Source organism: Kribbella pratensis (assembly GCF_004365355.1).
GTDB lineage: Bacteria > Actinomycetota > Actinomycetes > Propionibacteriales > Kribbellaceae > Kribbella.
Genome location: NZ_SODP01000003.1, coordinates 695,608 through 707,658, shown reverse-complemented (window position 1 = coordinate 707,658; position 12,051 = coordinate 695,608). Strand labels below are relative to the sequence as shown.

At 68.0% G+C, this 12,051-nt stretch carries 14 protein-coding genes; 2 read left to right on the top strand and 12 right to left on the bottom strand.

Annotated elements, in window-relative coordinates; all coding sequences use genetic code 11:
- Window positions 1–6 precede the first annotated feature (6 nt).
- Together EV653_RS31235 and EV653_RS31230 are read right to left on the bottom strand one after the other, a co-directional pair.
- Window positions 7–855: a uracil-DNA glycosylase gene (locus EV653_RS31235; protein ID WP_134108132.1), complete on the bottom strand. Its 849-nt coding sequence runs from the start codon at window positions 853–855 to the stop codon at window positions 7–9.
- Window positions 856–939: 84 nt separating this feature from the next.
- Entirely contained in the window at window positions 940–2,370 is a 1,431-nt protein-coding gene (locus EV653_RS31230) for an MFS transporter (protein WP_134108130.1), read from the bottom strand.
- A 129-nt stretch (window positions 2,371–2,499) separates the two neighbouring features.
- On the opposite strand from EV653_RS31230, the gene EV653_RS31225 reads away from it, so the two are divergent.
- Entirely contained in the window at window positions 2,500–3,081 is a 582-nt protein-coding gene (locus tag EV653_RS31225; protein WP_134108128.1) for a TetR/AcrR family transcriptional regulator, read from the top strand.
- A 15-nt stretch (window positions 3,082–3,096) separates the two neighbouring features.
- Here EV653_RS31225 and EV653_RS31220 read toward each other — a convergent pair whose 3' ends face one another.
- From EV653_RS31220 to EV653_RS31190, 7 genes are all read right to left on the bottom strand, one after another.
- On the bottom strand, window positions 3,097–4,032 hold the full coding sequence (locus tag EV653_RS31220) for a hypothetical protein (protein WP_134108126.1): 936 nt from the start codon (window positions 4,030–4,032) through the stop codon (window positions 3,097–3,099).
- Window positions 4,033–4,112: 80 nt separating this feature from the next.
- On the bottom strand, window positions 4,113–5,021 hold the full coding sequence (locus EV653_RS31215; RefSeq protein WP_202871911.1) for a Ppx/GppA phosphatase family protein: 909 nt from the start codon (window positions 5,019–5,021) through the stop codon (window positions 4,113–4,115).
- Window positions 5,014–5,496 (bottom strand): DUF501 domain-containing protein, encoded by a 483-nt coding sequence (locus EV653_RS31210; RefSeq protein ID WP_134108124.1) that lies wholly within the window; start codon window positions 5,494–5,496, stop codon window positions 5,014–5,016. Before EV653_RS31210 ends, EV653_RS31215 begins: the two co-directional genes overlap by 8 nt.
- Window positions 5,493–6,098: an FtsB family cell division protein gene (locus tag EV653_RS31205; RefSeq protein WP_134108122.1), complete on the bottom strand. Its 606-nt coding sequence runs from the start codon at window positions 6,096–6,098 to the stop codon at window positions 5,493–5,495. The genes EV653_RS31210 and EV653_RS31205 overlap by 4 nt, the downstream gene beginning before the upstream one ends.
- A gap of 18 nt (window positions 6,099–6,116) precedes the next feature.
- Window positions 6,117–7,397 carry a phosphopyruvate hydratase gene (eno, locus tag EV653_RS31200; RefSeq protein WP_134108120.1) on the bottom strand — a complete coding sequence of 427 codons (1,281 nt, stop codon included), beginning with the start codon at window positions 7,395–7,397 and terminating at the stop codon, window positions 6,117–6,119.
- A gap of 60 nt (window positions 7,398–7,457) precedes the next feature.
- A complete protein-coding gene (locus tag EV653_RS31195; protein WP_238160551.1) occupies window positions 7,458–7,982 on the bottom strand; it encodes an RNA 2'-phosphotransferase in 525 nt (174 codons plus the stop codon).
- On the bottom strand, window positions 7,979–8,821 hold the full coding sequence (locus tag EV653_RS31190) for a LysR family transcriptional regulator (RefSeq protein WP_134108118.1): 843 nt from the start codon (window positions 8,819–8,821) through the stop codon (window positions 7,979–7,981). Before EV653_RS31190 ends, EV653_RS31195 begins: the two co-directional genes overlap by 4 nt.
- Before the next feature lie 70 nt (window positions 8,822–8,891).
- On the opposite strand from EV653_RS31190, the gene EV653_RS31185 reads away from it, so the two are divergent.
- A complete protein-coding gene (locus tag EV653_RS31185) occupies window positions 8,892–9,356 on the top strand; it encodes a hypothetical protein (protein ID WP_134108116.1) in 465 nt (154 codons plus the stop codon).
- A 201-nt stretch (window positions 9,357–9,557) separates the two neighbouring features.
- On the opposite strand, the gene EV653_RS31180 is transcribed toward EV653_RS31185, so the two are convergent.
- The 3 genes from EV653_RS31180 to EV653_RS31170 are packed head-to-tail and all read right to left on the bottom strand — an operon-like array spanning window position 9,558 to window position 12,036.
- Window positions 9,558–10,391, bottom strand: a complete 834-nt coding sequence (locus EV653_RS31180; RefSeq protein WP_134108114.1) for a phosphotransferase enzyme family protein — start codon at window positions 10,389–10,391, stop codon at window positions 9,558–9,560.
- A 40-nt stretch (window positions 10,392–10,431) separates the two neighbouring features.
- Window positions 10,432–11,406: a MazG family protein gene (locus EV653_RS31175; RefSeq protein ID WP_134108112.1), complete on the bottom strand. Its 975-nt coding sequence runs from the start codon at window positions 11,404–11,406 to the stop codon at window positions 10,432–10,434.
- 6 nt (window positions 11,407–11,412) lie between these two features.
- Window positions 11,413–12,036 carry a hypothetical protein gene (locus EV653_RS31170; protein ID WP_134108110.1) on the bottom strand — a complete coding sequence of 208 codons (624 nt, stop codon included), beginning with the start codon at window positions 12,034–12,036 and terminating at the stop codon, window positions 11,413–11,415.
- Window positions 12,037–12,051 lie beyond the last annotated feature (15 nt).

Below are 12,051 nucleotides of genomic sequence, written 5' to 3'. Positions count from 1 at the left end.
TCAACCTCACTCCTGCGGCTCTGTGGATAACCCGGCCAGCCACTTGGCACGGATCAGGACGGCGTCGAGCATGGGCTCGGTGAGTTTGCCGGTGAAGGTGTTCTGCTGGCTGGGGTGGAAGCAGCCAAGGACGGTGATTTCGCCTTGTGGGGTTGGGATTTGGTGCTCCACGGCGTGACCGAACTTGGGACGCGGTCGTGGGACGGTTGCGCCCAGCGAGGCCAGACCGTTGAGCAGGGCGTCGTACCCGAACTTGCCCAGGCACACGATCGCTCGCGTAGTCGCGAGGGACAGCTCCAGTTCGCGACGGAACCACGGAGCGCAGTTGTCGCGTTCCTCAGGCGTGGGTTTGTTGGCGGGCGGCGCGCAGCGGACGGCGGCGATCATGCGGGCGCCGGTCAGACGGAGGCCGTCGCCGGCGTGTTCGCTGGTGGGTTGATTGGCGAGACCTACCCGATAGAGCGACGCGAACAGCCAGTCGCCGGAGCGGTCGCCGGTGAAGACGCGGCCGGTGCGGTTACCGCCGTTCGCCGCGGGGGCGAGTCCTGCGATGAGGATGCGCGGGGCTGGGTCTCCCCACCCGGGGATCGGCCGGCCCCAGTACGGCTGGTCGGCGAACGACTTTCGCTTGCCGACAGCAACATCTTCCCGCCATTCCACCAGCCGAGGACAAGCACGGCACACAGACACTCGCGCTTCCAGCTCGTGCAGATCGTCGGTCGCCGCGAGCCGCACGACCTCGGCCGGGTCATGCGCCACCGGAGTACGCCGTACGGCGGGATCCTCCGGCCAGCCGGTCCCGGGCGGCACCGGGCTATCGAACAACTGCCCGGTCAACGGATGCGGAAGCTTCATCCCCCCACCCTAAGGACAGAGCGGCTGGCCTTTGCGGAAGGTAGTTGGCAGTGGGCGACCAATTGTTTCCGCAAAGGCACTCGGTTACGCGACCAGTTTTTCTGGGAGGGGTTCTGGGGCTGCCTGGATGGCCCGGGTACGGCGGGGGGTGGGGATTGCCAGGGCCAGTACGACGGCTGCGGCGGCGAAGGCGGATAGGAGGAGGAACGTGTCGGTGAAGCCGGATTCGGCGGGGAGGCCTGATGGCTGGAGGTGGCCGGTGATGATCGAGCTGGCCAGCGCCGTACCGATGGAGCCGCCGATGGTGCGGATGTTGGTGTTCATGCCGGTGGCCGCACCCGTCTGCTCGCGTGGGACGTTCTGGACGATCAGGCTGGTCATCGACGCGTAGGCGAGACCCAGCCCGATGCCGAACAGGGCCGTCGACACCGCGACCTGCCACTGCTGGTCGTGGAACTCCGCGAAGATCAGCGCCGCAACCAAGCTGAGCGCCGAACCGGAAACGACCTGTGCCTTCACGTTGAACCGCGGTGCGAGCGGACCGCTCAGCGACCCGGTGACCGCCATCGTCACCAGCATCGGCAGCATCAGCAGGCCGGCCTGTGTCACGCTCGCCCCGAAGCCGAACCCAGCGGCCTTCGGGATCTGCAGGAACTGAGGTACGAACGCGTACACCGCGAACATCGCCGCGCCGAACAGCAGCGCCACGAGGTTCGTCGTCCACACCGCCGGGCGGCGCATCATCCGCATGTCGATGAGCGGGTTCCGCGAGCGCAACTCAACGGTGATCCAGCCGACGAGCAGCACGACGGCCAGTACGAACAGGCCAACGGTACGGAACGAGCCCCAGCCCCACGTGCGGCCGGTGCTCAGCGGGAGCAGCAGGGCGATCAGCCAGCCGGACAGGAAGGCGGCGGCGAGCCAGTCGATTCGGCCGGCTACGCGATTCGGCGATTCCGGGACGTACCGGCGTACCAGCAGGGTCGACACGGTGACGACCGCCATCGGGATCCAGAACAGCCAGCGCCAGCCGAGCCACTCCACGATCGGGCCGGCCAGGACGATCCCCAGCCCGCCACCGGCGGCGATGATCGCGGAGACCACGCCGACCACGGACGGCACACGCTCGGCCGGGAACTCGTCCCGGATGATCCCGAACGCCAACGGGAACACGGCCCCGCCGACGCCCTGGAAGACGCGGGCGGCGATCAGTACGCCGATGTTCGGCGCGAGGGCCGCGATCAGGCACCCCACGGCGAGCGCGCCGAGGGCGATGAACAGCGTGCGCTCCTTGCCGACCATGTCGCCGATGCGGCCGAGGAGCGGCGTTGCGACCGAGACGGACAGCAGGAGCGCGGTGAAGACCCAGGTGACCGTGCTCGGGGTGGTGTGCAGGTCGTGCTGGATGACGGGCAGCGCCGGGCTCACCAGCGACTGCAGCATCGAGAACGATGCGACGACCGTGGCGAGGACCGCCAACGTCAGTCGCGGGTTTCCAGACCTGATGACAGGCATGCAGAAGTCCTTCGAAAGGGGTGTGATCGCGCCGTACGACGGCGCGGGAGTCCCCGGCCTGGTAAAGTCGAGGTGTGCCTCCACTATAACGGAGGTATGCCTCCGGTAACAACTGGCTAAGGTGATCGAATGGTGAGCGAGCAGAGCAGGCCGGCTTTGCAGGTCGACGTACGGCGGCCGCAGCGGGCGGACGCGCGGCGGAATTTCGACGCGCTGCTCGTCGCTGCCCGGGACGCGTTCGCCTCCAAGGGCGTCGACGCGTCGCTCGAGGACATCGCCCGCCAGGCCGGTGTCGGCATCGGCACGCTGTACCGCAACTTCCCGAACCGTCAGGACCTGCTCAACGCGGTGTACTTCGGCGAGATCGAGGAGCTGTGCATCGCGGCGGAGAAGGTGGCCGACCTACCGCCGTGGGACGCACTGACGACGTGGCTGCACCGCTTCGTCGAGTACGCCGCGACCAAGCGCGCGATCTGGGAGTCCCTGAACCGCGAGACCGAGAGCTTCAAGGCGGCGCGCGCGGCGATGTATGCCGCCGGGACACCGCTGTTCGAGCGAGCCCAGGAGGCCGGCGAGGCCCGCAAGGACGTCTCGTTCGACGATCTCCTCCGCATGGTCAGCGGCCTCACCGCCGCCGGCTTCGTAGACCAGGCCCAACGCGACCGAGTCCTCACCATCGCCCTCGACGGCGTCCGCTCCCACCAGGCCTGAGGATTCCGGGCCGATTCACGGTCCGGTGACGCTGTGCGGCGCCAGGCCGTCGGCCGGCGAACTGGCATACGGGACAGTGCGGAAAGCTGCGTCGTGGTGGCGGGTGAGTTCGCCCAGCGTCCGGAAGATCTGCGACTCCGCCGAACTTCCGGAATCCAGTACGTCGAACGAAAGGATCTGCTTGCCTTCGTCGTACGAGATCAGCAGCGTGTGGTCGTACAGGGCGAAGTCGCGGGGAACGGCCAGCGCAGGATAGTTGCGCCGATAGTCCGTGACCGTGATCCAGTAGCTGGCGACATCTCCGGTGTGTTCCCAGTAGTACTTCAGGAGCTCCTGATCGGCGAGGTCGTGCTCCATCTGATCGACGTCAGCGTCGTCGATCACGAAGAGCCGCGTTTTGAACCTCATCCGCTTGCTCTTCAGTTCCATGAGATATGCCGTTCCGCCGCGTTGCTTGTACCAGCGCAGCGTGTTTCGCTGAATTCCCTCGTACCCGTCCGAATGCTCGATCGCACTCTGCAAGTAGCCGAGGTAGTCGGCGGGCCCGACGTACGGAATGTTCCTGAAGTTGTCGCTCATCGAGGACCGGATCAACTTCGTCAGCGCCTCGTTGTGGCGTGGACAACTGGTCAGCATGCCCAAGGCCGTCTCTTGGTAGTCGATGCGCTCGGTCAGCGCGCCGAGACTCGCGTTGAGCCTGCCGAGTTCGGTCAACGAGTCGGACGTCGCCGACAGCAACTGCCGGAACAGTTCGAAGATCCAGCCGCCGAGCGTTCCGACGATCACTGCCAGCACGTGACTCGGCAATTGCCGCGCGGTGAATGCGTTGGTGGTGCCCGCGGAGAACAGGAGAATCAATTCCAGCGTCAGCGTGCCGACGATCGCTCCGCGGGCCAACCGCCTCGGATCGACGGACTGGATCAGAGCCTTTCCCCCTGGCGACGCGTTCATTTGTCCCCCCGCCGTCGCGGCAATACCTCCTGGTCAGCTCATTTACCCATGCCGTTCGTCGGCAAAACTCGGCTGCGGGATCATTCGAGGGACAGTGCCACTCCGTCGAGGATGTCGTGTTCGGAGACTGTCAGGGCGTCGACCGGGAGCCGGTCGGTGAGCCTTTGCAGGATGAGGGCGCCCGCGCCGATGACGTCTACTCGGCCGGGGTGGATGGAGCGTACGGCGGATCGTTCGGCGCGGGTGGATGTGGTCAGCCAGGTAGTGGTCCGGCGTACGTCGGCAGCGGTCAGGTGGGCGTGATGGACGGCATCCCGGTCGTACTCCGGGAGATCGAGGGCGACCGCGGCCACGGTCGTGGCGGTGCCGGCTACTGCGATCAGCGCGCGGGTGTCCGCCAGCGGGACTGTCGTGCTGTCGAGGAGGGCGTCGATGTCCTTGGTGATGGCGGCCAGCTCGGCCGGGGAGATCGGGTCGGTGGTGACGTGGCGTTCGGTGAGGCGGACGGAGCCGATTTCGAGGGATTCGGCTGCTCGTACGCCGTTCGCGTCGCCCAGGACGAGTTCGGTGGAGCCGCCACCGATGTCGGCTACCAGGTACGGCGCGGGGAGGTCGAGGGAGGTGGTGGCGCCGCGGAAGCTGAGCTCGGCCTCCTCACGGCCGGAGATGATCTCGGGGCGTACGCCGAGGCGCTCTTCGATGCCGGCGAGGAATTCGTCGCGGTTGCTGACGTCGCGGGCGGCGGAGGTGGCGACGAAACGGAGCCTGGTGACGGCTCTGGACTGGAGCTGAGCTGCGAAGTCTTCAGTCGCCTTGAAGACGCGAGCCAGAGCCTCGGGAGCGAAGGCTCCGGTGGCGTCAACACCCTGACCAAGGCGGACGATCGTCATTCGGCGATCGACCTCGACCAGCTGCCCGTCCACCAGATCGGCAATCAACAGCCGGATCGAGTTGGTCCCACAATCGATCGCCGCAACCCGCTCAGACACACGGGCCCCGACGGCCCCAGTCGTCCAGAGCTTCCAGTGCCTCGTCGCCCAGCGGGTTCACACCGGGACCGGCGGCCAGCGAGTGACCCACGAGCACGTGCAAGCACTTCACCCGCGTCGGCATGCCGCCGGCTGTGATGCCGGCGATTTCCTCGACGTGTTCGATCGACTCGCGGTGAGCGAGGTACGCCTCGTGGGCGGCCCTATAGCGGGCGGCCAGGTCCGCGTCCTCCGCCAGGCGGTCCGTCATTTCCTTCATCATGCCGGAGGCCTCGAGCGTCCCGATCGCGGACGCGAGGCGCGGGCACGTCACGTAGTACGTGGTGGGGAACGGCGTGCCGTCCGGCAACCGCGGCTCGGTTTCGACCACGTCCGGGAGGCCGCAGGTGCAGCGATGCGCGATCGAGCGGATGCCGCGCGCAGTACGGCCGAGCTGTTTGCTGACTGCTTCTTGATCGGCGGGGCTGACGCTCACCTGGTCACCTTAGGTGAGGGCGTGATGATCGGCTTCGGGGTGGGCTTGGCCGGCGTCGGCGTCGCGGCCACCGGCGGTTTGCCGGCGCCCTCGACGCTCCCCCACAGCTTCGTGTACCAGGTCGGCTTCTGCGTGTCCGTCGCGCCGTCCGACGGCGTCGACGGCTCCGGCGGGGCGCCGACCGGTTTCCCGTCCGCGCCGATCACGCGGTACCCGACCTCACCCGGCATCACCCAGCCGAGCCGCTGCCGCGCCTGCGCCTTCACGTACGCATCGTCGTCCCAGCGGGCGATCTCGTCGTTCAGCTCGCCGACCCGCTTCTCCCGGTCGCGGATCTCCTGCTGCAGCGCGCTGACCTGCTGGTGCTGGTCGAACCACACCCGCAGGCTCTGCGCGTACGACACGATCAACGCTCCGAGGACGAGCAGTACGACGGCCGCCCGCCCGGTCAGGTTGCGCGAACCCCTGGTCCGCGCCGGCTCCGGCTGGGTTCCCGCCGTACGGCGTTTGGGCTGGTCGCCCCGCCGGGCCGGTGGACGCGACTGGGTCCGGCTCGACGGACGCGAGCCGGGGCGTGCACCGGATTCCCGACGGGACGGCATACCTGGGTCCTCCTGCGATCAGCCCTGGAAACGCGGGAAGGCCGAGCGACCGGCGTACGTCGCCGCGTCGTCGAGCTCCTCCTCGATCCGGAGCAGCTGGTTGTACTTCGCGGTGCGGTCGGACCGGGCCGGGGCGCCGGACTTGATCTGGCCGCAGTTGGTCGCGACCGCGAGGTCGGCGATCGTGGTGTCCTCGGTCTCGCCGGAGCGGTGGCTCATCATGCAGGTGAAACCGCTGCGGTGGGCCAGGTCGACGGCGTCCAGGGTCTCGCTCAGCGAGCCGATCTGGTTCACCTTGACCAGCAGGCTGTTCGCCGCCCTCTCGGTGATGCCGCGCTGCAGCCGCTCGACGTTGGTGACGAACAGGTCGTCGCCGACGATCTGGATCTTGTCGCCGAGCTGACCGGTCAGGCTCTTCCAGCCGTCCCAGTCCTCCTCGTTCAGCGGGTCCTCGATCGAGACGATCGGGTACGACGCGACCAGGTCGGCGTAGTAGGCGATCATCTCGTCCGCGGACTTCTTGCCGCCCTCGAACGCGTACACGCCGTCGGTGTGGAACTCGCTCGCCGCGACGTCCATCGCCAGCGCGATGTCCTTGCCGAGCTGCAGACCGGCCTTGTCGACCGCGACCGCGATCAGGTCGAGGGCCTCACGGTTGCTGGCCAGGTTCGGCGCGAAACCACCCTCGTCGCCGAGACCGGTGGACAGGCCGCGCTCCTTCAGCACCGCCTTCAGCGCGTGGTAGACGGTCGCGCCCTGCATCAGCGCCTCGCCGTACGTCGCGGCGCCGATCGGCGCGATCATGAACTCCTGCACGTCGACGTTGCTGTCCGCGTGCGCGCCGCCGTTCAGGATGTTCATCATCGGCACCGGCAGGACGTGCGCGTTCGGGCCGCCGACGTAGCGGAACAGCGGCAGGCCGGAGCTGTCCGCGGCCGCCTTGGCGACCGCGAGGCTGACGCCGAGGATGGCGTTCGCGCCGAGCTTGGCCTTGTTCGGGGTGCCGTCCAGGTCGAGCAGGGCCTGGTCGATCAGCCGCTGCTCGTGGACGTCGTACCCGACGATCTCCTTGTCGATGTCCTCCAGGATCGCGGTGATCGCCTTCTGGACACCCTTGCCGCCGTACCGCTCCTTGTCGCCGTCACGCAGCTCGACGGCCTCGAACTGACCGGTGGACGCGCCCGACGGGACGGCCGCCCGGGCGACGGTGTCGTCGTCGAGCAGAACCTCGACCTCGACAGTGGGGTTGCCGCGCGAGTCGAGGATCTCGCGGGCGCCGACGGCCTCGATGGTGGCCACATTGACTCCCAAGTTCTCGATGACGAATCGGTCCCGAGCCTAGCCTCCAGACCACCAGCCTCAGTGGACCGCGTCGGTCCTAACGATCGCATCCACAGGTACCTCCCGCGTCAGTAACACTCCGTTGGGCGCCCGAAAGACCGCGAGATTGCCGGAATCCACACCCAGCAAGACTTCTACGCGTGCGCGCCGCCCGACCGGACTGTCCTTCGACGGCGCGAGATGCACATGTGTACGCCGTCCGGCGCGCAAACCTTCCCGCCGGATCGCCGTCAGCGCGGCGCGGGTGGTGCCGTGCCAGAGCAGCTGGTCGGGGTGCACGCGTTCCCAACTGTTCTCCAAGGCTTCACGTGTCACCGGCATCCCTTCGAGCGAATGCCCCTGACACGCGCGGATCCGGTCGCCGTCGACCTGCAACCGCTGCTTGTCGTTCTCCTCGACCGCCTTGTCCAGGGCGGCGCGGTCCATGGCGAGTTCTCGCAGTACGTCGTCGATCGCCGCCCAGCCGTCCGCACTCATCGTGAGGCCACGCTCACCCGCGGTGTGGCGGAGCAGCCTGGAGATCGCTCGACTGTCGCGACTCACGTCAGCATCCTCATCAGCTCCTCCACCCGCTCATCCCGGTCCGGCCGCGACACGACGTAGTACCGCACGGGCGGAAGGTCTTTCACGGGGATCTTCCGGAGCGCGGCGGTCGTCCGCACGGACCCGTTGACGACTGCCGGCCCGATACCGAGACGGACGAAGTGGACCAGCAGTTCCCACCCTTCCGCCTCGACCGCGACGGACCACCGGATCCCCTGGTCGAGCATGCTCCGCTCCAACTGCTGCCGATGCGGCCGATCTTTGGGCGGTACGACGAGCGCCTCGTCCTGCAGATCCTTCAACCGCACGGTACGACGCTGCGCGAGCCGGTGGGCCTTCGGAACGATCAGCACCTGCGGGACCTGCACGAGCAGCGTGCAGTCCAGATCGTCGGGCGGGATGCCGAGCGCGGTGACGCCGACGTCCGCCGATCCGTCCCGGACCGCGTCCAGCGTCGCCCCGGCATCGCCGGTCCGCAGCCGGAGCTCGCGTCCGCGGGTGAGGTAGCGGCGGAGTTGGTCGCCGAGCAGGTACAGGTAGGCACCAGAGCCGGCGATCAGCACCAGCGGTCGAGGCGGGGCGTTGTCCAGCGTGCGCAGGAAGTCTGCTGCCCGGTCCTTCGCGTCGTTCGCAAAAGCCGCCAGCCGCTCCCCGGCGCCGGTCAACAGCAGTTGCCGGCCCTGCTTCACATACAGCCGCTCACCCAGCCGCGCTTCCAACTTCCGGATGCGCGTGTGCAGGGCCGGCTGACTGACATGCAACTCCTCAGCCGCACGCGTGAAGTTGCGATGCTCAGCAAACACCGCAAACGCCTGCAGATCCTCCGCCACCAACTCCATCAACAGAAACTATAGCTATGTCGATAAGAACTAGTTCTGCTGGATAACTACTGCGGCCGACGCTGGAGACATGAACAGATTGGGAATCGACATCGGACGGGTGATCATCGACGGATCATCCGGGCCCGATGACACGTCGTTCTTCTCCGGGGACACAGCAGCCATGCTGCGGACGCCCGCAGTACCAGGTGCTTTCGAGGCGCTCGCGCGGCTGGTGCCGCTCTTCGACGAGACCTGGTTGGTGTCGAAGTGCGGACCGCGGGTCCAGCAACGCTCACTGGAGTGGCTTGCGCACCATCGCTTCTGGGAGCGCACAGGAGTTGCCGAGGGCAACGTCCGTTTCTGCCTGCGGCGCCCGCAGAAGGCGATCCACTGCGCCGAGCTCGGCATCACGCACTTCATCGACGACAAGCCGGACGTGATCAGCGCAATCACGCCGGTTGTCGCGAACCGCTACCTCTTCAAGAACTGGAAGACGACCGAGGCAGCGGTACTACGAGACCTGCACGCCGAGCGCGCGGGGCGCGTCGGTTAGGTCTCGCTGGTCAGCGAGGGGTCAGCACCACTGGACGAGGACCGGGCAGTCGGGGCCGGCGGCAGCGGCAGGCGTGGCGACGCCGGCTACGGCCAGAACAGCGAGTCCCGCCAAGGCGATCAGCTTCTTCATCGTGTCTCCATCCCCAGGAATTCTTACCGCTCTCTCTGACGAGAGTAGATCTGATCCAGGCCACAATGCCTACAGGCCGAACGAGCGACGCGCGTCAGCCAGGCCCTTGAGGTTGTCGGCAGGGCCGGAGATGCCGGTCAGGACGTCGTTGGTGATACGCCAAGCGAAGTACCCTGCCTGCACAGCCCAGCGGACCCGCAGGAAGGTGCCCAGACCGCGGTCCAGCTCGGCGGACAGCTCCGGGCGTTGGCGCAGGTACGCCGGTACTACCAGGTCGCCGGTGTACATGACGGCGGATGCGACGTCGTACAGGATCGGACCCTGCATGGCGCTCCCCCAGTCGATCAGCGCGACCTTGCCGTCGGGCTGCCGCCGGAACGCCTCGACGGCCGGATCGCCGTGCAGCCAGGCCCACGAGAGCCGACCGAGCGCGATCACTTCAGTCACCGCGCCCTCGACCGCCGGCCGGATCCAAGGCTCGAGATCCAGACTCTCCTCGAACGGCAGCAGGAAACGCAGCCAGTCGGCCGTATCGCCAGGTTCCACCGCTGCGGCCGCGTGCACCTGCCCGAGCAACTCGCCGATCTCGGCCTGATCGGTCTCGTCCAGCTCCGGCCCGTCGACGTACTCGAGAACCGCAACCTGCCGCCCGTCAACCCGCTCCACCAGCCGCCCGTGCTTGCTGGGCGTCGGCCGGCCGGTGGTGACCCCGGCATCGTCCAGCCGCACTGCAAGCGCGAGGCCTGGCTCGAATGCGGTGTCATCCGCATCAACAGCTTTCAACACCAGCCGCCGGCCATCACCCGAGACCAGGTACGCCGCAGAGTTCATCCCGCCGGTGAGCGGCTCGACGGCGTCAGGTTTCAGGTTCCAGTGCTCCCGCAGTACCTCGGCGACGTCCACGCCGCCAGCTTGTCAGCCGACGACCCGTCCCGCCGGTGAATTAGGCGGTCTCGGCCGCGCGGACCTGGTCGGCCAGCTCGCCGACGGCTTGCCGCAGCGCCTGCTCGGCGTCGACGCCGAGGCGGCGGGCTTCGCGCACGATGGCGAGGAGCTCCGGCCCGATCTGGTCGGCGGAGGTGACCGCGGGAGACGCGGCGTCCGACGGGAGGACCTTCGCGGACCGGCCCAGGACCTTGTCGGCCAGAGCTAGCGCAGGCAGGGCGAGGGGGATGCCTTCGAGGACCGAGGAGCGCTGCTTCTCGGCGGCCTTGATGGTTTCCCAGTTGGCCTCGACGGCGGCGGCGTCCGCGGCGTCGACAGTACCGAAGACGTGCGGGTGGCGGCGGATGAGTTTCTCGACGATGCCGCCGGCGACGTCGTCGATCGTGAAGGCCTCGTCGGGATTGTCCTCGGCGATCCGCGAGTGGAACGCGACCTGCAGCAGCAGATCGCCCAGCTCCTCCTGCAGGTGCGAGAGGTCGCCGGTGTCGATGGCCTCGAGGGTTTCGTAGGTCTCCTCGAGCAGGTACTTCGCGAGGCTCTCGTGGGTCTGCTCCTGGTCCCACGGGCAGTTGCGCCGGAGCCGGTCCATCACCCGCACGAGGTCGATCAGCCGGGCACCGGGCACGTCGTACGAGCCGTGAATGATCTCCACCTGGTACGACGGCTCGCGGACAAGCTCGTCGGACACGACCCGGAGCAGACCCGGCTCGCCGTCGTCCCCGGTGAGCCAGACCACCTGTCGACCGTCGGCGGCCGCGGAGGACAGCCAGGTCCAGGCGCCGGAGACGCCGGCCTCGACCTGGGTGACGACCAGCCCGGAGCCGATCACGGCCTGTACGTCGGGCCGGTCCGGACCGCCCGCGGCGCCGATCTCGTCGGCGGCCTCGAGGGCTTGCCAGGTGGCGCGGGTCAGCAGGCCCGGCGCCACCCGGGGACTGGTGAGTACGACCGTGATCGTCCCACCGCTACTCATGAACCGTCAGCCCTGGGGTTGGGCCTGCTGGGCCGCGTCAGCGGCGGCCTTGCGCTTGGCGGCAGTCTGGTCGGACTCGACGGACAGCGAGCCGGAGACCGTCGTGTCGAGCTTGCCGTCGGTCCACTGGCCGAAGCGGGGCGCGATCGAGACGTTGATGTCCTTCGAGGCGTCCTTGGCCGCCAGCAGGCCCTGCTGCAGCTTGGCCTGGTCCTGCAGGTCCTTGATCGTGCCACCGCCGAGCTTGATGGTGACGACCGCAGCCGTCGCGACCTCGTTCAGGAAGTCGCGCGAGACCGTGTCGGTCTGGAACTTCTGGTACGTCGCGTCGTCGTCGCCGACCGCGCTCTTGGCCGCCGCGGCGGTCTCCGCGGGCGTGACCGTGATCGACTTCTCCTGCTTGACCTGCCCGAGGATCGCGTTGTTCACCAGGTCGCTGAGCGCGGCGGCGGTGTTGTAGTTCTGCCCGAGCGCCGTGGTCACCGCCTGCGAGGTCTTGTCGACGTCACCGATGCTGATCTCGGTGTTGCCGACAACGGCCGCCGCGCCGGGGTGTGTGCCCGCCGCGCAACCACCGGTCAGCAGCACGATCGCCGCCACCGCACCGAGAGCCCGTAGCCGTGTGCTCACCGAATCTCCTCGTAT